Annotated in this window: 17 protein-coding genes; 12 read left to right on the plus strand and 5 right to left on the minus strand. The window is 62.7% G+C overall.

The window, feature by feature from the left end:
* Positions 1–20: 20 nt before the first annotated feature.
* Positions 21–215: a hypothetical protein gene (locus BLW21_RS19150; protein WP_092743424.1), complete on the minus strand. Its 195-nt coding sequence runs from the start codon at positions 213–215 to the stop codon at positions 21–23.
* Positions 216–447: 232 nt separating this feature from the next.
* On the opposite strand from BLW21_RS19150, the gene hutH reads away from it, so the two are divergent.
* The 4 genes from hutH to BLW21_RS19170 all read left to right on the plus strand — a co-directional run bounded on the left by hutH (position 448) and on the right by BLW21_RS19170 (position 5,490).
* Positions 448–1,947, plus strand: coding sequence for a histidine ammonia-lyase (gene hutH, locus BLW21_RS19155; RefSeq protein WP_092743426.1), 1,500 nt, complete (start codon positions 448–450; stop codon positions 1,945–1,947).
* A gap of 108 nt (positions 1,948–2,055) precedes the next feature.
* Positions 2,056–4,014, plus strand: coding sequence for a T9SS type B sorting domain-containing protein (locus BLW21_RS19160; protein ID WP_092743428.1), 1,959 nt, complete (start codon positions 2,056–2,058; stop codon positions 4,012–4,014).
* Positions 4,015–4,091: 77 nt separating this feature from the next.
* Positions 4,092–4,427: a YbaB/EbfC family nucleoid-associated protein gene (locus BLW21_RS19165; protein WP_092743430.1), complete on the plus strand. Its 336-nt coding sequence runs from the start codon at positions 4,092–4,094 to the stop codon at positions 4,425–4,427.
* On the plus strand, positions 4,417–5,490 hold the full coding sequence (locus tag BLW21_RS19170; protein ID WP_245711969.1) for a glycosyltransferase family 2 protein: 1,074 nt from the start codon (positions 4,417–4,419) through the stop codon (positions 5,488–5,490). Before BLW21_RS19165 ends, BLW21_RS19170 begins: the two co-directional genes overlap by 11 nt.
* Before the next feature lie 146 nt (positions 5,491–5,636).
* Here BLW21_RS19170 and BLW21_RS19175 read toward each other — a convergent pair whose 3' ends face one another.
* Positions 5,637–5,855, minus strand: coding sequence for a PspC domain-containing protein (locus BLW21_RS19175; protein WP_092743432.1), 219 nt, complete (start codon positions 5,853–5,855; stop codon positions 5,637–5,639).
* A gap of 161 nt (positions 5,856–6,016) precedes the next feature.
* Here BLW21_RS19175 and BLW21_RS19180 point away from each other — a divergent pair, with 161 nt between their 5' ends.
* The 4 genes from BLW21_RS19180 (at position 6,017) to BLW21_RS19195 (ending at position 10,174) form a co-directional block, all read left to right on the plus strand.
* Positions 6,017–7,834 (plus strand): tetratricopeptide repeat protein, encoded by a 1,818-nt coding sequence (locus BLW21_RS19180; protein WP_139255327.1) that lies wholly within the window; start codon positions 6,017–6,019, stop codon positions 7,832–7,834.
* A 55-nt stretch (positions 7,835–7,889) separates the two neighbouring features.
* The gene (locus BLW21_RS19185; RefSeq protein WP_092743436.1) at positions 7,890–8,318 is read left to right on the plus strand and encodes a hypothetical protein; all 429 of its coding nucleotides are present in this window, start codon (positions 7,890–7,892) and stop codon (positions 8,316–8,318) included.
* 94 nt (positions 8,319–8,412) lie between these two features.
* Complete coding sequence (locus BLW21_RS19190; protein ID WP_092743437.1) at positions 8,413–9,396, plus strand: pyruvate dehydrogenase complex E1 component subunit beta; 984 nt, start codon at positions 8,413–8,415, stop codon at positions 9,394–9,396.
* A gap of 190 nt (positions 9,397–9,586) precedes the next feature.
* On the plus strand, positions 9,587–10,174 hold the full coding sequence (locus BLW21_RS19195) for a DinB family protein (RefSeq protein WP_092743439.1): 588 nt from the start codon (positions 9,587–9,589) through the stop codon (positions 10,172–10,174).
* 18 nt (positions 10,175–10,192) lie between these two features.
* Here BLW21_RS19195 and BLW21_RS19200 read toward each other — a convergent pair whose 3' ends face one another.
* Both BLW21_RS19200 and BLW21_RS19205 read right to left on the minus strand, forming a co-directional pair.
* Positions 10,193–10,624: an acyl-CoA thioesterase gene (locus BLW21_RS19200; RefSeq protein WP_092743441.1), complete on the minus strand. Its 432-nt coding sequence runs from the start codon at positions 10,622–10,624 to the stop codon at positions 10,193–10,195.
* A 74-nt stretch (positions 10,625–10,698) separates the two neighbouring features.
* Complete coding sequence (locus tag BLW21_RS19205; RefSeq protein ID WP_092743443.1) at positions 10,699–11,436, minus strand: class I SAM-dependent methyltransferase; 738 nt, start codon at positions 11,434–11,436, stop codon at positions 10,699–10,701.
* A gap of 133 nt (positions 11,437–11,569) precedes the next feature.
* On the opposite strand from BLW21_RS19205, the gene BLW21_RS19210 reads away from it, so the two are divergent.
* Together BLW21_RS19210 and BLW21_RS19215 are read left to right on the plus strand one after the other, a co-directional pair.
* Positions 11,570–11,740, plus strand: coding sequence for a DUF2256 domain-containing protein (locus tag BLW21_RS19210; RefSeq protein ID WP_092743445.1), 171 nt, complete (start codon positions 11,570–11,572; stop codon positions 11,738–11,740).
* A 70-nt stretch (positions 11,741–11,810) separates the two neighbouring features.
* A complete protein-coding gene (locus BLW21_RS19215; RefSeq protein ID WP_092743447.1) occupies positions 11,811–12,188 on the plus strand; it encodes a hypothetical protein in 378 nt (125 codons plus the stop codon).
* 420 nt (positions 12,189–12,608) lie between these two features.
* Here BLW21_RS19215 and BLW21_RS19220 read toward each other — a convergent pair whose 3' ends face one another.
* Positions 12,609–14,495 carry a CHRD domain-containing protein gene (locus tag BLW21_RS19220; protein ID WP_092743449.1) on the minus strand — a complete coding sequence of 629 codons (1,887 nt, stop codon included), beginning with the start codon at positions 14,493–14,495 and terminating at the stop codon, positions 12,609–12,611.
* Between the two features lie 231 nt (positions 14,496–14,726).
* On the opposite strand from BLW21_RS19220, the gene BLW21_RS19225 reads away from it, so the two are divergent.
* Together BLW21_RS19225 and BLW21_RS19230 are read left to right on the plus strand one after the other, a co-directional pair.
* Positions 14,727–15,203 (plus strand): nucleoside deaminase, encoded by a 477-nt coding sequence (locus BLW21_RS19225; protein WP_092743451.1) that lies wholly within the window; start codon positions 14,727–14,729, stop codon positions 15,201–15,203.
* A 70-nt stretch (positions 15,204–15,273) separates the two neighbouring features.
* Positions 15,274–18,564 (plus strand): AsmA-like C-terminal region-containing protein, encoded by a 3,291-nt coding sequence (locus BLW21_RS19230; protein ID WP_092743453.1) that lies wholly within the window; start codon positions 15,274–15,276, stop codon positions 18,562–18,564.
* Positions 18,565–18,717: the final 153 nt, after the last annotated feature.

An 18,717-nucleotide genomic window follows, 5' to 3' on the forward strand; every position in this document is an offset into this window, starting at 1 on the left:
TGACGTTCTCCTGCCATAAACTACATCTGCACACTAAGGGCCTGTCGGACTTCGGGCCAGCTCAGTTCGCCGGCCACGTAGCGACCGTACAGCTGCCGGGCGTAGGGTGTCGCCTTCGTACGCAGGCTGGGAATAGCGTCCTGCAGGCGCATCAACACGGTGCGTCGCTGGGCGGGCGTTTGGGCGCCAGGGCCGAACTTCGGGTTGTATTCCATAGGGTAAGTCAGTAAGGATCAGAGCGGTATTTCAAATATCGGCAACCTGCCTGTTGGAAGCAAGCGCAAAAAATACGGATTTCACCCGGGCGCAACTCCGTATTTATACCCACCGCGCTGGCCCCGTTCGGGCTGCTGGGCCTCTTGGCCGCCGGAGCTTCCGCGAGCATAGCCACCGGGCTGCGCAGGCAGATTCCGTACTTTTGAAATTCCTGCCCTTCTCCCCCACCCTATGGCTGCTGACTACGAGCTCACCCCCTCCGCTTTCCTCGATTTAGCCACGCTCGACGAGTTGCTGCGCAGCCGGGCGCGGGTGGTACTCGGCGCCGAAGCCCGCCAGCGACTCGAAGCCGGCCACCACTACCTGCACCAGCGTCTGGAGCGCGACCCCGATACGGCCGTGTACGGCATCAATACTGGCTTCGGGGCGTTGTGCGGGCAGGCCGTTCCGGCCGAACAGCGCCAGCAGCTGCAGCAGAACCTGCTGATGTCGCACGCCTGTGGTACGGGCCCCGAAGTGCCGGCCGAGCTGGTGCGGCTGATGCTGCTGCTAAAGGTGCAGAGCCTGTGCTACGGCCACAGCGGCGTGCAGGTAGCCACCGTGCAGCGCCTGCTCGATTTCTACAACCGCGGCATGCTGCCGGTGGTGCTGGAGCAGGGCAGCCTGGGTGCCAGCGGCGACCTGGCCCCACTGGCCCACCTCTGCCTGCCGCTGCTTGGGTTGGGCGAAGTCAACTACGAAGGCTACCGCCTGACCGCCGCCGATGCGCTGAGTTTGTTCAGCTGGGAGCCCATTGTGCTGGGGGCCAAAGAAGGGCTGGCGCTGCTCAATGGCACCCAGTTTATGCTGGCCTACGCCGTACACGGGCTGCTGCGGGCCCGCCGGCTGGCCGCCGCCGCCGACGTTATCGGGGCCCTCTCGCTGGAGGGGTTCGATGGGCTGAGCGAGCCGCTTGATGAGCGCCTGCACCGCCTGCGCCCCCACCCTGGGCAGCTGCTGGTGGCCGAGCGGCTGCGGGGCCTGCTGGCCGGCAGCGAGCTGCAGCAGCAGCCCAAAACCGCCGTCCAGGACCCCTACTCGCTGCGCTGCATGCCCCAGGTGCACGGCGCTTCGCGCGATGCGCTGGAGTACGTGGCCCGCACCACCGAAATCGAGTGCAACGCCGTAACCGACAACCCGATCATTTTCCCCGAAGACGACGCCATTTTGAGCGGGGGCAATTTCCACGGCCAGCCGTTGGCGTTGGGGCTGGATATGCTGGCCATTGCCGTGGCCGAGCTGGGCAGCATCTCGCAGCAGCGCACGGCCCAGCTTATTAGCGGGCAGCGGGGGCTGCCGCCGTTTCTGGTAGCCGCGCCGGGCCTCAACTCCGGGTTGATGATTCCGCAGTACGCCGCCGCCGGCCTCGTCAGCCAGAACAAGCAGCTCTGCACGCCCGCTTCGGTGGACAGCCTGGTGAGCAGCAACGGCCAGGAAGACCATGTGAGCATGGGCGCCAACGCCGCCACCAAGGCCCTGCGCGTGGTCATCAACGCCGAGCAGCTGCTGGGTATCGAGCTGCTGAATGCGGCCCAGGCCCTGGAGTTCCGCCGGCCGGCCCGTAGCTCGGCGCCGCTGGAGGCGCTGGTAGCCGCCTTCCGCGAGAAAGTGCCCTTCGTAGCCCACGACCGGATTCTGTACCCCGACCTGGCCGCCGCCGCCGATTTCGTGCGTACGTATACCTGGGAGTAGGCCGCGACGGCAACCCGTGGGTTGACTGGCTGGAGCGGGAGCTGCGCTTCCGCTTACATTTCACTTTCTTCGTGCACATATTCCGGCTCGCTTGGCGTTAGGCTTATCATGACGAAAACTGCACTCCTGCTTTGGGTTTTGCTGCTGGCCGGTCTGTTCGCGGGCCCGGCGGCGCATGCTCAGGCGCCGTGCGTGTCGCAAACCAATGCCGGCGCTGCCTTCGAAGCATACGACGCTGCTACCGGCCAGCTGCTGCCCAAACTGCTGTGCGTGGGCCGGCCGGTACGGCTGCGCGACCGGAGCGGCAAGAATTTCAAACTGGCTGAGATTTATTACCGCCAAGGCACCACTACGATCTGCACTGGCTTCAACAACGATACCACAACCACCTTTACCCCGGCTGCTGTTGGAGCACTGGTTATCACTCAAAACACCCCAGGAGTCGACGCTAATAGTCCTGGCATTATTTTCTCCAAAACCTACGAGGTGCTGGCCACTCCCCAGCCTACGTTCGAGCTCAGTGTCTGCTCCCCGGGGCTGGTGCAGGTTACTGTTACCGATGCCAGCTACGCCACCTACTTTGTGCAGGTGGGTTCGGGCGCACCGGTGCTGGCCGAACGTGGCGTAGCGGTCAGCTACCCGATAAGCGGCGGCCCGAATACAGTTACCGTAACCGGTCGTAATGCCCAGGTCGGCGTGTGCGAGGGCACCAGTACCAAACCGTTTACGCCGCTGCCCCCCCCGCAACGGCCGGTTGTACGCCGCCTCACGCGGCCTGCCGAGGGCACCGTGCAACTGGAGTTCGAGGCCCTGCAGCCTGAGTACCTCTACCAATTGCAGGTAGCTGAAGCCGCCGCGCCAGGCGGTTACCGCAACCTGACCGCCGTAACGGCCGCCAGCACCACCCTCACACTGCCCGCGGCCCCGCTGCCGGGCTGCTACCGGTTGCTGCTGCAGGACCAGTGCGAGCCGACGGTTTTCAGCCTGCCATCCAACGAAATCTGCTCGGTGCAGCTTGATGGCGCGGCCACCAACGGCAGCAACCAACTCAGCTGGACCAGCGCCGGCAGCGGCACCTACACGCTTACCCGCACCGAGGGCAGCACGAGCGTGGTGCTGCCGCTGCCGCCCGGCGCCACCAGCTACACCGACGCGGCCGTGAGCTGCGGCACCACCTACCGCTACCAGGTTAGCCTGGGTAGCGGGCCGGCCACCTCGGTTTCCAATGAAATCAGCCTGACGGCTCTTTCTACCACCCCGCCGGCCCGGCCGCGGCTGTGGGCGGGCTTCAACCTGCGCAACCAGGTAGAGCTGCGGGCCGAAGTGCCGGGGCTGGCCATCGGCGGCCAGCTCCGCTACCAGCGCAACGGGGCACCGCTGGCCGCCACGCCTGCCCGCCGCCTACTCGATTCGCTGGTGACGCCCGACCCGGCCGTGCCACTGTGCTACGCGGTCGAGTTTCAGGATGCCTGCGGCAACCGCGCCCCGGCCGGAGCCAGCGTGTGCATAGTGCAGCTCGTGGCGGAAGTGCCTAACCCCAACGGCCCCGAAATCCGCCTTACCTGGTCGGCGCTGACGGTGACGGGGCCGGACCCGGCCGCGCCGGTGAGCTACCAAGTGCTGGGGCTGGCCGCCGACAATGCCGTGGTTTCCAGCGTGCCCGTGGGTGCAGCCCTCACCTACCTCGACCTGCAGCCCGACCCCAACCGGCAAACTGTGCGCTACCGCATTGAGGCCCGCGGGGTGGGGCTTGTGGAACCCTCGTACTCCAACGTGGCCGAGGTAACGCGCCCGGTAAAGCTGGTGCTGCCCACCGCCTTCACGCCCAACGGCGACGGGCTCAACGACGTACTGGAGCTCAAGGGCCGCTTCCTCGACAGCTTCCGCTTTACCATCATCGACCGCAACGGCCAGACCGTGTTTGAAACCACCGACCGCACCCGCGGCTGGGACGGGCGCATTAAGGGCGCCGTGCCGGTGCCCGGGGCCTACGCCTGGCAGTTTGAGGCCCTCGACCAGCGGGGCCAGCGCGTGCGGCAGTACGGCAGCGTCACAATTCTGCGGTGAGCAGTTCTTCTGGGCCGTTTCCGGCCTGCCGGCGTATCTTTGGGAAGATATTTTTCACCTTTTGAGACGACGCGACTATGTTTGATATGGCCGGAATGATGGGCAAGATGAAGGACCTGCAGGAGAAGATGAAGCAGGCCCAGGACCAGTTGCAGTACCTGACGGCCACGGCCGAATCGGGGGGCGGGCTGGTGAAGGCCACGGCCAACGGTCAGCGCCGCCTGCTCAAGCTCGAAATCGACGACAGCCTGCTCCAGCCCCAGGACCGTGATATGCTGGCCGACCTAGTGGTAGCGGCCGTGAACAAAGTGATGGAAGAGGCCGCTGCCAAGGCCCAGGAAGAGCTAAAAAAGACCACTTCCGGCCTCATCCCCAACATCCCCGGCCTCGACCTCGGCGGTTTTGGCCTCTGATACCACTGCCGGCTCCTGCGCCGATGTAGCGGTGGTCATTCTCAACTGGAATGGCCGCGACTTTCTGCGCCAGTTCCTGCCCGGAGTGCTGGCCCACTCGGCCGGGGCCACCGTGTTCGTGGCCGACAATGCCTCCACCGATGATTCGGTGGTTATGGTGCGGGCCGAATTTCCGGCGGTGCGGGTGCTGGAAAACGGGGGCAACCTGGGATTCTGCGAGGGCTACAACCGTGCCCTGGCCCAACTCGGGCCCGAATTCCGCTATTACGTGCTGCTCAATTCCGATGTGGAGGTGACGCCCGGCTGGCTCGCGCCCCAGCGGGTGCTGCTGGAGGCCAACGCGCGCATTGCCGCCTGCCAGCCCAAAATCCGGCAGTATAGCTCCGATCCGGCCGCGCGCCAGCTGTTCGAGTACGCCGGGGCGGGCGGCGGCTACCTCGACTCGCTGGGTTACCCTTTCTGCCGCGGCCGCCTTTTTGATACCCTTGAAACCGACACCGGCCAGTATGATGACGCCCGGCCGGTGGCCTGGGCGACCGGGGCCTGCCTGCTGGTGCGCGCCGAGGCCTGGCATGCGCTAGACGGGCTGGAACCGGCCTTTTTTGCCCACATGGAGGAAATCGACTTCTGCTGGCGGCTGCAGAACGTGGGCTGGCAGGTATGGTACCAGGGCGGCAGCACGGTGTTTCATGTAGGCGGCGGCACGCTGCACAAATCCAACCCGCGCAAAACCTACCTCAACTTCCGCAACGGCCTGGCCCTGGTCTACCTCAACACCCACCCGGCCGAGCTGCCCGCCGTGCTCATCGGCCGCGTAGCCCTCGACTGGGTGGCGGCCCTGCGCCTGCTGCTACAAGGCCAGACAGCCGATTTCCGGGCCGTGTTGCGGGCCCACTGGCACTTTGTGGGCCGCCTGAGCTACTGGAACAGCCGGCGGCGGCAGTTTCCGCCCCGCCTGCGCTTATCCGAGCGCGTCGGCACCTACACCGGCAGCCTTGTGTGGGCCTATTTCGCGCAGGGCAAGCGTCTGTTTAAGGATTTAGAAGTGAGAAGTGAGAAGTGAGAAGTGAGAAGTGAGAAGTGAGAATGATACGCGGAGCCGATTATTGAAGGCTCGGCTCAAACACAAAAAAAGCCCGTTTGCCACGGCAAACAGGCTCCTGAGAGTCTCACTTCTATTAGCTCACTTCTCCTGTATTACCTCCCAAATTACAAATCCCAGACCGTGCTGCGCTGGCGGCGCAGGGCGTGGCGCACGTTACGCCAGAAAGCCAGCGCGAAATAGAGCACGATAGGCGAGCCGAAGGTGAAGAACGAGGCATATATAAACGAAAGCCGTACGCTGCTACTAGAAAAGCCGACCCGGTCGCCGATGGCCTTGCAGACGCCGAAGCTCTGCTTTTCGATGAAATCGGTAATTCGATGCATAAGGGTATTTTTAGCGGCGTAATACGGATTGGCTGGAGTAATATACGATGATTTTGCCCCGGTGTCAAGCACTTACGCAAGAAGCCCGCAACAAGATACGTCGATCGGCCGCCTTTCGTCGTTTGAGTTTAAAATTTTCTGATCCTACGGAGTCGTTGCCTATGCCCCATCTTCCGCGCCTTCTGCCCGGAGCCACCGGCCTGCTACTAGCCGCCAGCCTGCTGCCAGCCTGCTCGCCCCTGCCCAAAGTGCTGAAAGCCGCCCAGACCGGCCAGTCGATTACCGTGCAGCCCACCGTGCTGGAAAGCAACGGCCAGTTGGTGCGCTTTGAGGTAACGGCCAAAGTGCCCGCTGCCCACTTGCGCAAGGGTGCGGCCTATAATATCGCTCTGAGCTACCGCTACCAGAATGGCCTGCGCGAAGACACCGTGGGCCGCCTCACGTTCCTGTCGGGCGAGTACGTGTACGATGAGCAGCAGAAGAACATGCTCGTTATCCGGCGGCAGTTCACGTTCCCCTACGCCCCCCAGAAAAACCCCGGCGAGCTACTGGCCCGCCCCGATGCCCGCCTGACCAAACCCAACGGCGCGCGCCTGAAGGGCGTGGAAATGGTGCTAGCCCGTGGCATCCTCACCACCAGCCAACTCGTGGTGCGCCAGGATTCGGCCCTGGCGCTGCTGCCCGAATCTGTGAGCAACGACCGCAGCGGCACGCGGGTGCTGCCCTTTTACTTTGATGCCGGCAAGGCTGAAATCCGCAATTTTCTGGGCACCAATGTAGCGGCGCTCGAAGATTTCATCGAGGCCAACCAGCGTACCGAAAAGGTGATGATCGTGGCCGGCCACTCGCCCGATTCGCTCGACCGCCACGACCCGCGCCTGCCCGACCGGCGCGTACAGGCCCTGCTCGGCTACTATAAAAAGCGGGTCAGCGAGGCCTCCTACCTCAATAAAGTGAGCAACATCGACTTCGAAACCGAGGCCTACCGTCGCCGCTGGGACCTGTTTCTGAGCAAGGTGCAGCAGTCGGCGCTCAAGCCGGCCCAGATCGACTCGGTGGTGCTGCTCATCAACGACTCGCCCGGCACCTACGCCGAAAAGGAAAAGCGCCTCCATTCGCTCAGCTTCTTCGATTATCTGGAGCAGTACATTTATCCGGTGCTGCGCTTCGGCACAGTGTCGGTGCGCTATTCGGCCCCGAAACGCTACGATTCGGAGGTTTATCTGCTCTCGAAAAAGATTGTGGAAAAGCAAACCGAAGCCGACGCCCTCACGCCCGAGGAACTGCGCTACTCGGCTTCGCTTACGCCCCTGCTGGCCGAAAAGCAACGCATTTTTGAAACCGCCGTGGCCAACACCGGAGCCTGGCAGGCCTACTACAACCTGGGCGCGGTGCTATTGATGCGCTCCGAGAAGGAAACCAACGCCAAGGTAATCCGGGCTTACCAGCGCCGGGCGGCGGTCAACTTCACGCTGGCCGCCCACCGCAACCCCACGGCCGAGCTGTTCTACCGCGTGGCCACCGCCTACCACCGCGCCCACGACCTGCCCGAAGCCCGGCAGAGCTACGACTACGCCATCAAACTGGGCGGCACGCCGGCCATGCTTAGCAAGGCCTTCGCCGACAAAGCCGCCCTCGAAATTGAAATGGGCCAGCCCGATGAGGCCCTACGCAGCCTGAGCTATAGCGCCCCGCGCAGCTACCAGAACCTGATGAACCGCGCCCTCATCTACCTTATGAAAGGCAACTACCCCGGCGCAGCGGCCATCTACGAGGAGGCCCTGGCGCTGCATCCGCAGGACCCGCTGGTGTACTACAGCCTGGCCATAACGGCCGCCCGCCAGCACAACGAGCCGGCCGCCGCCACGCACCTGCGCCGCGCCGTGCAACTCGACCGCACCTACGCCAACCGCGCCGTCGAGGACCTGGAGTTCCGCGAGTTCGCCAAAGGCAAGAAGTTTCTGGAGGCGCTGCGGTAAGCGGTGAATGAATTTGATGTTTGGAAAGCAGCCTTAGCAGATTAAAACGACCTATATGAAACTAGCGAACTTTAACTTAGGGGGTCAAAGCATTGATTTGGAGTGGAACGCCGATGGGTATGCCGACCTGCACAACGACTTCGATTTCACTAGTCTGACGTATGAGCCTACGGGTGCCAAGTTGATTTTGGAATGGGCAAAATCATCGGGCGAATGGGCTAAGAATGCTCCTTGTCGAGTCGTTCGTTTGGTTTTTGAGGGCGTAAACTATTTTAACGTTAAAGGCCGCGACCCTGAGTACCCAATTAACGAAGACGACTGCTTGCGTGACATCTGTCGCACTCCTATAGAGGAACGCCATGAGTTCGACAACTATTGGGAAGATAAGAATCCACCCGCCGAATATGATTTACAACTGGTATTCCAGAGTGAGTGGGGCATCAAGGTGAATGCTGACACGGTGCGCTTGGAATTGGAATCCTGAACGGGTTTGCCCAACCGCCCGGCTCGTTGTAGCTTTACGCCCCGGACAAGTGCCGGCTTTTTCTGAACCGAACCTTTCGACTTTCCTACCCATTATGCGGACCATCCAATTCCGGGAAGCCCTGCGTGAAGCCATGAACGAAGAAATGCGCCGCGACGAGCGCGTGTTTCTCATGGGCGAAGAAGTGGCCGAGTACAACGGCGCCTACAAAGTAAGCCAGGGCATGCTCGACGAGTTCGGAGCCGAGCGCGTGATTGATACGCCGATTGCCGAGTTGGGCTTCGCTGGTATTGGCGTGGGCGCGGCCATCAACGGCCTGCTACCCATCATCGAGTTCATGACCTTCAACTTCTCGTTGGTAGCTATTGATCAGGTGATTAACTCGGCTGCTAAAATCTACTCGATGTCGGGTGGGCAGTACTCCTGCCCCATCGTATTCCGGGGGCCAACCGGCAACGCGGGCATGCTTTCGAGCCAGCACTCGCAGAACTTCGAGAACTGGTTCGCCAACTGCCCCGGCCTGAAGGTAGTAGTTCCCTCGACGCCTTACGACGCCAAAGGCCTGCTCAAAAGCGCCATCCGCGACCCCGATCCGGTGATTTTCATGGAGTCGGAACTGATGTACGGCGACAAGGGCGAGGTGCCCGAGGAGGAATACCTCATCCCGATTGGCAAAGCCAACGTGGTGCGCGAGGGTGACGCAGTAACCATAGTCAGCTTCGGCAAGATGATGAAGATTGCCCTCGAAGCCGCCGACCAGTTGGCACAGGACGGCATCAAGGCCGAAGTAATCGACCTGCGCTCGGTGCGCCCCATCGACTACGACACGCTGGTGGAATCGGTGAAGAAAACCAACCGCATGGTGGTTGTCGAGGAAGCCTGGCCGCTGGCCAGCATCAGCTCGGAGTTGGCCTACATGGTGCAGAACCGCGCTTTCGACTACCTCGACGCCCCCATCCGCCGCATCACGTGCATGGATGTGCCCCTGCCCTACGCCCCCACCCTCATCGAAGCCTCGCTGCCCAACGTGGAGCGTACCGTGAAGGCCGTGAAGGATGTGCTGTACGTGAAAGGGTAATTTGCACTGGCTGATTGGGCCGGCGCTGATTTTCTGACGCATTGATTCAGGATAAACGAAAAAGACCCGCTTTAAGCGGGTCTTTTCGCATTGTGCTCCAACAAAAGCAAAGTGGGCCGGCGGGCGGGTTTTTGCGTACCTTTTCTGCCGGGCGCCCAGCGGTGCCTTTACCCTCTCCTACGTTTCCCGCATGAACCACCGTCTGCATCTTCGCCTTGAACACCTGGAGCGCGCTACCAACCACCTGCTGACCACCGTTGAGGCACTGGGCGAGCGGGCCACCGTGGCGCCGGGACCGGGGCAGTGGTCGGCCGCGCAGGTGGTGCAGCACCTGCTGGTGGCCGAAACCGGCATCGGGCAATACATCGAAAAGAAGCTGCGCGAAGCTGATAAGCTGGGTAAATCGGGCCTTGGGGCGTTTCTGAAGTCGCGGCTGCTGCGGCTGGCGCTCCGGTTGCCCTTCACCCGCTTTAAAGTGCCGCGCTACCTGGCCGAGCTCACGCCCGCCGAGGTAGCCCCATTGCCCGAACTACGCCGCCAGTGGGAGGCGGTGCGCCGGCACCTGGAGCAGCTGCTAAACGAATATCCGGGCAAGCTGCTGAGCCGGGCCATCTTCAAACACCCCCGCTCGGGCATGCTCACCATTCATCAGACCCTCGACTTCATGCTCGACCATGTGCTGCACCACCAGAAGCAGGTGGAGCGGATTGCCCTGAAAATCAAGGAGAAAAAGTCAAAGCCGCTGAACGGGCCTGATGGTATCGTTCAGCGGCTTTGACTTTTTCTCCTTGACTTCCTACAAATCTCGGTACGACTCGTGGCGGGGCAGTTCGGCCATGAGAGCGGCAATTTCCGGGGGCGGGGTGGTGAGTTTGCGCGTGCGCAGGTCGAGCCAGGCACCTTCCACGCTAACGGTGGCGGCGGGGCGGCCGTCGGGCTTATAGAGCGTGTGCACGATGTTCCAGCGCGAGCCATCGGCGTTCAGCCCCGATAGTTCGCCGCCCACGCGCAACGCCTCGTTGATGTGCAGCTCCTTCAGAAAACGGGTATCCTCGCGAAACAGGATGGGCCCGAGGCCGGCCTTGGCGAAGTAGGGCAGCGTAAAGCCGCTGGCCGCCAGAAACTCGATGCGGTGCTGGGCAGCGTAATCGTTGTAGGCCGAGTGGCGCATATGGCCGTTGGGGTCCATATCAGCCCAACGAACGGTGTAGGTTTTTTCAAACATCATTTGAGTTTTTAGCCGATAGCTGTTGGCTGCGGGCTTTTGACTTTGATTGGAAAAGGAAAGCTAGTGGCTGTCAGCTAAAAGCCCAACGAAAGACGCACCAGATACTGCTGGTGCTCGTCCTCCTCTAGAAACTCGACCTCGTAGCCGGCGGCGGTGGCATAGTCCTGGAGCAGGCTGGGGTCGGCGAAAATCCAGCCGAACTCCGCCCCCTGCTCGGTACCGTACTGCATCGAGTAGGTTACCTCGCCGTAGTACGAGCCGTTAAGGTCGAACACCAGCGCGCCGTCCTCGTCTTCATACATGTAGCTGATATCGGAGGAGGTGGCCAAAATCTGGCCGCCGGGGTTGAGCAGGCTTTTGGCGTGGTGCAGAAACCGCTCCAGCCCCGCGAGCGTGCCTACCAGGCCCAGGCCGTTCATGAGCATGAGCAGCGTATCAAACTTTTCGCCTTGGGCCAGGGCCGGGTCGAACAGGTCGTGGCAGGCTACCTCGCGCACGCCGCGCTGCTGCATAACGGCCACCGCGCCGGGTGAAATATCCACCGATTTCACTACGAAGCCGCGCGTTTGCAGTTCCAGGGCGTGGCAGCCGGCCCCGGCGCCCAGGTCGAGCACGCGGCCATGGCACTGCTCTAAAGCGGTACGCTCCAACTCGGGCATTTCCCAGAGCGAGCGAAAAAAGTAAGCGGCCGGCAGCACTTCTTCGTCGGCAACGGAGCTGTGCACGGCCAGCGTGGCGCTTAGCTGGCCCTGCTGGTAGGCTAGCAGCGCGTGGCCCAGCGGGTCGGGGGCCGTAGTTTCGGGGTTTGACATGGTGCAAAGATAGGCTGCGCGGTAAGTCGAAGCGGGAAAGCAAAACGGGCCGGGGCCGGTTATCCCCGGTGGCCGCGCTTCGCCCTCGTCGCGCCGCGCCCGTATACCTACCTTCCCATTTGCCCTCCTGCTCTTGACTTCTCACGGTAAAGCCCACCTGCCCACCAAACTCTGCCTGACCTGCGGCCGGCCCTTCGCCTACCGCAAAAAATGGCGCAACTGCTGGGACGAGGTGAAGTACTGCGGCGAGAAATGCCAGCGTAACCGCCCCAAGCCGGCACTACCGTCTCCCACTCAGCCGTAGCCGACGTATCCTTGCGGCCGCGTTCTGCGTTCAGACAGGCACTCTTCCCCACTTATACTCCCTTTGCCGTATGGCCAGCAACCTCGATTATCTCGCCGCCGAACTCAAACCACTCGAAGAAAAGCTACAAGCCTACTTAGCCGCCGAAAAAGAGCTGGAGCAGGCCGAAATTGCCGCCACCAACCTCACCCAAAGTCCGCCGCCCGACCCGGACGTGGAATTGGGGCAGCGGCCGGCCCCCGGCAGCTTTCCGCAGCCAGTGGACGAGGCAGCCAACGAGCTACAGAACCTGCGCGACGACCTGATAGCCCAGCGCCAGGAAATAATCGGTTTACTGCCCGCCCACGATGAGTGGATAAAAATTAACCTGGGCTACGGCCCCAGCCGCGTGGGCGCTTTCAGTGTACCGGCTCCCGGCACCGGCTACGAGCTTCGGGTAGTTATCTAACATACAGGCCACCATCTGGCAAAGTCTCCGTCCAGCGGCCTTACAGCAACGCCGGCAACTCCAGGGATTTAGTTCCTACGGTTGCCGGCGTTGCTGTTTTCGGCTATGGTTGTATGATTTTTGATAAATACCGCTTGCCGCTGCAGCCACGTATTTTATAAAACACTCATTATCAGACATAAAAAAAAGCGTGACCAACAGCCACGCTCTTTTCCACAACCAAAACACCTAATAAACTATTCTTTCAAATCTCTTCTGTCAACTATCAGGCCAAAGCCTTATTGAAGACGGTAGATTTCACCGAAACAGTTGTTAGGGTCTTCTGGTAAGAAGAGGCAACAAGCGCCCCGAAAGGTTGCAGCCCGGTCGGCTAATTTTTTGATGACCGGCCTGAGCCGCCTGAAGTTGGTTGCGAATAGCTTACTGCTTGGTGATGCGGCTGACGATACGCGAATCGTTCAGTTCCAGCTCCAGCACATACACGCCGGCTGCACCCGGCACCTGCACCTCCGTACGGTTGGTGCCCGGGCGGACGTTGACGGTTTGCGTTGCTACGGTGCGGCCCAGCAGGTCGGTTACCCGTAGCGTGCCGGCACCGCTGCTGCGCGCCTCGAAGCTGAAGCTGAGCGCGTCGCGGAACGGGTTGGGCACGGCGGCAAAGCCTTCGGCTACCAGGGCCGAGGGCTTGGCGGCCAGCAGCACGCTCAGGCTCCGGGCCCCGCGTAGCACCTGCCCGCGGATTTCGCCGCCGGGGTTAGCCGTTGTGTGCAGGTTCACATACACGCTGTCGCGGCGGAACTGCAGGGCACGCTTCGCCGTGAAAGGGTTGGTAGCGTTGGGCGCATCGTTGGTGGCGTTCCAGTACGCATCGGCTCCGCTGGGCGGGGTAGTAGCGTTAAAGAACGGCATCAGGTTGAACACAACCGTACCCGTCTCGTTGCTCAGGCCGGGGTGAAAGTGGCCCCCAATGGCCGGCCCCGAGAGCCCGCCCCAGGTCATGTTCAGGTGTACATTCGACTGGTCGCGGTCCATCGAAACGAAGCCCGCGCCGTAGCCGGTGCCCGCTACCGGGTTGGGCCGCTCCTGCTTGCCGCTGAGCACGAACGTGTAGCCTTCGCGCGCCAATCGGTACACCTGCCCCCGAATTTCGCCGTTGGGGTTGGCGGCCGTGGCAAGAATTATATTAGCTCCACCTGTCAGAAACAGGTTAACGGTTTGCTTGCTCAAGGGAGTAATGAAGAACTGCAGCGTATTGGGTGCGTTGGCTGGCAATGCCGCCGACGCAACAACCCCGAGGCCCGGATTGGCTACCCCGGCATTCGCAGCAAAAACCCCCAGCGCAGTCGGTGGGCCGCTCAGGCCGGTATGCGCCACAGAAAGAAATACCGTATCGAGCGTGGTATTAAGTTGAAAAACCGCGACTCCCTTACCAGCCGAGGCAGTGGCGGGCACTAGCTGCGAGGCATCGAGCCGGGCATCGTGGCTCAGGAAACGGGCCTCGCGGATGAGTTGGCTGCGAATTTCACCGCCGCCGTTAGCGGCCGTGTGTACGTTGATGTAAATCTGGCCGGCGGCCAGAGCTGAGAGGAAGGCAGCCGAGGGCGTTATTTCGCCCTCAATTACGTTGCCGGTGAGAAACGGCTTGAGGTCGACGATAACCGGGCCGGAAGTGCCGGCCGCCCCGGTATGGAAGTGCGTGACGGTAACCGGACCGCTCAGACCCGAAAACACCACCCGAAACGTCAGCTTGTTCTGCTGTTGTGCCAGGTTGAAGGTGCCATAGCCGGTAGCCGGCGTATTAACGGCCGGCACTTCCTTGGCGCCGGTCAGTTCAGCCGCGTACTCTTCGTCCTTTTCCAACTTAATCTGCCCCCGGATTTCACCGTTAAGGTTGGCGGCCGTGTGGATGTTAAGGTAGTAAGCGCCCCGCAAGTAGCGGTCGAGTTTGGCGGAAGTCAGGTCGGTTCCGGTCAGAAAGCCGTCGATTTGGTTGCCCCTGATCATCGACAGCACGTTCGTGACTACCGGGCCGGATACCCCTTCGAAGCCATTGTGCACATGGGCCGCCGTAATGGGGCCACTCAGGCCGGTAAACGAGCCGGCAATAAAGAGCGTGTCTTTGCCTGCATTGAGCGTGAAGCTGGCCGTACCCCGGGCGCTGGTTGTTACGGTGGGCACTTCCTGGGCGCCACTAAGCTGGGCGCCGAGCAGCAGGTGGGCCCGCAGATGGTCGGCTTGCACGGCGAAAGGCCGCAGCAGCAGGCTCAGCAACAGGCTGAGCGTGGCGTAAGTAACGGTTCTTAGCATGATAAGCTGGTTGAAGTGAAAAAAGAATTTATAGTAGAAAACCGTTGAACGGAACGCAGGTTCTGGCCAGCCGGACAGCCGGTTTCTATACTATAGGGCTGTTCCGGTAAACGGGCACCCGGTCTCAGCGGGCAAAGTCGTATTTTGCGCCCTACTACGGGTTTTCGCATTTTACCGCAAGGCCAAAATTTTACCGCTTTTCTCCTCCGTTTTCTTTTCTGTCGCTACCTAATGGAAGCTCCCAACCCCGAGTTCATGCGCGAAGCCATTCGCCTTTCTATTGAGAAAATGCAGGCCGGCCACGGTGGGCCGTTTGGCGCCGTAGTGGTGCGCAACGGCGAAATTATTGCCCGCGGCTTCAACCAGGTAACCAGCACCCACGACCCCACCTGCCACGCCGAAGTGGATGCCATCCGCAAGGCCTGTGCCGCGCTGAGCACTTTCCAACTCACCGACTGCGACCTATATACCAGCTGCGAGCCGTGCCCCATGTGCCTGGGGGCTATTTATTGGGCCCGACCACGCCGCGTGTTCTACGGCAATACCAAGCAGGATGCCGCTGCCATCGGGTTCGACGACCAGTTCATTTATGAGGAGCTGGAAAAGCCTCTCGACCAGCGCCGCCTGCCCATGCAACAGCTGCTGCGCGACGAGTCGCTGGCGGGCTTCCGCGCCTGGGAGCAGCACGAGGCCCGCACCGACTATTAGTTTTTGAGCTGTTAGCTGAGAGCTATTCGCTGTTAGCTTCCGTTGAACGAAAAAGCTAATAGCTTACACTATGAGGTTTCTTTCCCTGCTGCTGCGCATATTGGCCGTCCTCGTGCTGGGGCTGCTGTTGCTGGCGGGGGCAGGGCTGTGGGCGTTGCAGTCGGAGTGGGGCCACCAGCGGGCGACAAAGCTGGTGCGGCGGCAGTTGGCGGCGCAATCCGACCTGGTGCTGGCCCCGCTACAGCTGGACTACTCGCTGCTGCGCGATTTTCCTTACCTGACGGCCTCGCTGCACCACTTGTCGCTCACCGACACGTCGGCGCGCCGGGCGGTGGAGGTGCTGCGCGTGGGCCGGGCCGATATGCGCCTGGCACTGCGGCCGCTCTGGCAGGGCCGCTTCGAGGTGCAGCGCCTGACGCTGCACAATGCCGTATTTCGGCAGCTAACCGACTCGGCGGGCCACGACTGGGGCCTGCGGGGCCGCGGGCCGCGCCGGGCTACCCCGCAGCTGCCGCCCGATTTCGACCTCGATTCGCTGATTATTGTGAACCTGCGTATTTCTGACCGCAACGAGCTGCATAATAGTGGCTTTGCGGCGCGGGTGGCGAGCGGGCGGCTGGCCGTGCGCACCCGCGCAGGAGTGGCCCGAGTACGGGGCCGGCTGGTAGGCCGGCTCAACCACCTGCGCAGCAGTCGTAGCCTTATTTTTTCGCAGGAAGCCGTGGTGGCCCAGGTGCGCTACGGCTACGATTTCGGTCGGCGCGAGGGCACGTTCCGGCGTACCCTGGCCACGCTTAGCGGCGACACGGTGCACATTAGCGGAACGCACCGCGGCGCCGGGCTAGGTGAGCCCCGCGGGGCCCGCCTGAACCTGCATTTCCGGGGCTACCAGCCACTGCTGAAGGTGCTGCGGGTAGCGCTGCCCAACAACCTGGAGCGGTACCTCGAAGGCACCAGCAGCCCCAGCCACGCCCGCATAGCCTACACCATTCGGGGGCTGAGCGGCCCCACGGTGCGGCCGCGCACAGTCCTGCGCTTCGAGCTGCGCAACGCGCAGGTGCAGTGGCCCGACCCGGCCCGCCGCATCCGCCGCTGGGACGCCCGCGGCGTGTTCGACAATGGCCCCGACCACAACCTGCGCACCACCTACCTCACGTTCGAGCAGTGCCGCATTTACTCGACGGCCGGCCAGCTCGATGCCCGGCTGACGGTGCGCGACTTTACCAAACCGCGGCTACAGGGCCGGGTACGGGGCCGCACCGAGCTGCAGACCCTGGCCTCGGTGGTCGTACCCGACCTGTGGCGCGCCCGCAGCGGCGAAGCCGTCCTCGACCTGGAGCTGGATGGCTGGCTACCCAGTTTCAGGCCGCGGCGGCCCGGGCCCGGCCGGCGGCCGCTCCCCCTGCCGGTATCGGTGCGGGGCACCGTTAGCCTGGAAAATGCCTTTTTCGACATTCCGAACCGGCAGGCTCAGATGCGCGCCCTCAACGTTCTGGTGCGGCTAAACGACAGCCTCTGGAAGCTCGAAAACCTGACCGGCCAGCTCAATGGCATGCACCTGCAGGCCAACGCCACCACCACCAACCTGCTGGCCTACGCCAGCGGGCAACACCCCACCACCCGCATCAGCGGCTCGCTGAGTGTTGATGAGCTACGCCTACCCGAGCTACGGCGGCTACTGGCCCCGCTCCATCGCCCCGCCCGCTTGCCCGCTGTTGCGGCTGCCAACCCTGCCCAGGTGGCCGATATGCTGACCATGCTGCCCGACGGCCTGCTGCTGGAAGGCGTGCGCCTGCGCTGCGCTCGGCTGGTACTGGCGGGCGATACGCTCAGCGAGCTGGCCGCCACCGTGCATCACAACGGCCATCGGGTGGCCCTGCGCGACCTGCGGGTGCGGGTGTGGGACGGCCAACTGGGCGGGCAGGCCAGTTGGAACACCGACCAGTCGGGCCCCGAGCCGGTGCAGGTACGCCTGACGGTGCAGGTACCCCACCTGAGCTACGAGCGGCTGCTGGCCCGCATTTCGCGCCCGCCCCGCCGCCCGCCGGGCCAGGGCACCAGCGACCCTACCCTACGCGAAATTCTATTGGCCACCAGCGGCCTCATCAATGTGGCCATCGACAACCTGCAACTTACGGGTACCCGCAGCCTCCAGCAATTGCGCTTTCACGTGGATAAAACCGGGCCCGATTTTCAGATTCCTGACCTCACGTTCCGCACCAATACCGGCGGGCAGGGCCGAATTCAGGCTCAGGCGTCGCTGGCGGGTATACACCTGGCCCACGCCCGCGCCACCGTAGAGCTGCACTACAATACGCTCGATGTGCAGCGTTTCCTGCAACTGCTGGCCGACCTGGGAACTGTGCCGCCACCCGACCGGCCCCAGGCGCGGCAACCCGGCCGCGGGCTGCGAGCCAACCGGGAAACCAACCGGGAAACCAACCGGGAAACCGAGCGCCCCCCTGGTCGGCCACCCCGCAGCCCGCGCCCGGGCCGACCGGACCGACCGGCGTCGCCGTTTCTGGATGGCACCATCACGGGGCAGGTGCACGTAACGGCCAACCACATGAACTACGGCGTGCTGCGGGGCACCGATTTCGACCTGCGCACCACGCTCGAAGCCGGCCAGGCCCGCCTGGAAAGCTGCTCGGTGCAGGCCTTTGGGGGCGAGCTGACCCTGCGCGGGGTGCTGCGCACCGACTCCGGCGCCCACCACCACCCCCTGCGGGCCCACATGCAGTTGCGCAATGTGGAGCTGCCCCAGCTGTTTGCCCTGGCCGCCCCACTGGGCCTCGATGTGCTGGGTCCCGACAATGTGCGCGGCCGCATGCAGGCCGAAGCCACGATCCGTACCGACCTCGACCAGACGTTCCTGCCCCGCCTGGCCACCACCCGCGCTCTGGTACAGGCCGATTTGCTCAACCTGGAGCTGCTGGAAGTAGACGCCCTGATGCAGGCGCTGCGGATGCTAAGCCCGCGCCGGACCGGCCACCTCTACTTCGAGCCGGTACAGGCCGATTTCCTGCTCGATAAAGGCCAGCTGCTGATTCCCGACCTCAACCTGAGCAGCAACCTGACCGATATGCAGGTAACGGGCGAGTACAGCCTCGATGGCCAAGCCGACCTGTACGTGGGCCTGAGTCCGCTGCAAACCCTGTTCGGCAACAACCGCAAGCGCATCGAGCGGATTAAAAGCGGTGAGGCCACCGCGCGCCGCAGCCGGGGCCTCATCTACCTGCAGCTGCACCGCCAGCCCGGCAGCCGCTATAAGGTGCGGCTCTTTAAAAAGCAGCAGCAGCGCCAGCAGCAGGCCGAGGTGCAGGAAAAATACCAGCGCCTGCTCCGCTTCTTTGCCGAGTGAGCTATCGAAGCTGTTTAGAAAGTAGGCACTGGTCGATAGAAACGCAAAAGACTCCCACAATACGGGCGAAATTTGGGGTGCGAGCCACCTTGTTTCACCTGCTTCATGGAAGTCCTGCCCAAAGATATTATCCGCACTTGGATTCTGCCCCAT

It is taken from the genome of Hymenobacter psychrophilus, from assembly GCF_900107135.1.
GTDB lineage: Bacteria > Bacteroidota > Bacteroidia > Cytophagales > Hymenobacteraceae > Hymenobacter > Hymenobacter psychrophilus.

What these genes read in the sequence shown, in the direction of transcription:
- BLW21_RS19150 (WP_092743424.1), bottom strand. Translation starts at nt 215, where the DNA reads ATGGAATACAACCCGAAGTTCGGCCCTGGCGCCCAAACGCCCGCCCAG.
- hutH (WP_092743426.1), top strand. Translation starts at nt 448, where the DNA reads ATGGCTGCTGACTACGAGCTCACCCCCTCCGCTTTCCTCGATTTAGCC.
- BLW21_RS19160 (WP_092743428.1), top strand. Translation starts at nt 2,056, where the DNA reads ATGACGAAAACTGCACTCCTGCTTTGGGTTTTGCTGCTGGCCGGTCTG.
- BLW21_RS19165 (WP_092743430.1), top strand. Translation starts at nt 4,092, where the DNA reads ATGTTTGATATGGCCGGAATGATGGGCAAGATGAAGGACCTGCAGGAG.
- BLW21_RS19175 (WP_092743432.1), bottom strand. Translation starts at nt 5,855, where the DNA reads ATGCATCGAATTACCGATTTCATCGAAAAGCAGAGCTTCGGCGTCTGC.
- BLW21_RS19180 (WP_139255327.1), top strand. Translation starts at nt 6,017, where the DNA reads ATGCCCCATCTTCCGCGCCTTCTGCCCGGAGCCACCGGCCTGCTACTA.
- BLW21_RS19185 (WP_092743436.1), top strand. Translation starts at nt 7,890, where the DNA reads ATGAAACTAGCGAACTTTAACTTAGGGGGTCAAAGCATTGATTTGGAG.
- BLW21_RS19190 (WP_092743437.1), top strand. Translation starts at nt 8,413, where the DNA reads ATGCGGACCATCCAATTCCGGGAAGCCCTGCGTGAAGCCATGAACGAA.
- BLW21_RS19195 (WP_092743439.1), top strand. Translation starts at nt 9,587, where the DNA reads ATGAACCACCGTCTGCATCTTCGCCTTGAACACCTGGAGCGCGCTACC.
- BLW21_RS19200 (WP_092743441.1), bottom strand. Translation starts at nt 10,624, where the DNA reads ATGATGTTTGAAAAAACCTACACCGTTCGTTGGGCTGATATGGACCCC.
- BLW21_RS19205 (WP_092743443.1), bottom strand. Translation starts at nt 11,436, where the DNA reads ATGTCAAACCCCGAAACTACGGCCCCCGACCCGCTGGGCCACGCGCTG.
- BLW21_RS19215 (WP_092743447.1), top strand. Translation starts at nt 11,811, where the DNA reads ATGGCCAGCAACCTCGATTATCTCGCCGCCGAACTCAAACCACTCGAA.
- BLW21_RS19220 (WP_092743449.1), bottom strand. Translation starts at nt 14,495, where the DNA reads ATGCTAAGAACCGTTACTTACGCCACGCTCAGCCTGTTGCTGAGCCTG.
- BLW21_RS19225 (WP_092743451.1), top strand. Translation starts at nt 14,727, where the DNA reads ATGGAAGCTCCCAACCCCGAGTTCATGCGCGAAGCCATTCGCCTTTCT.
- BLW21_RS19230 (WP_092743453.1), top strand. Translation starts at nt 15,274, where the DNA reads ATGAGGTTTCTTTCCCTGCTGCTGCGCATATTGGCCGTCCTCGTGCTG.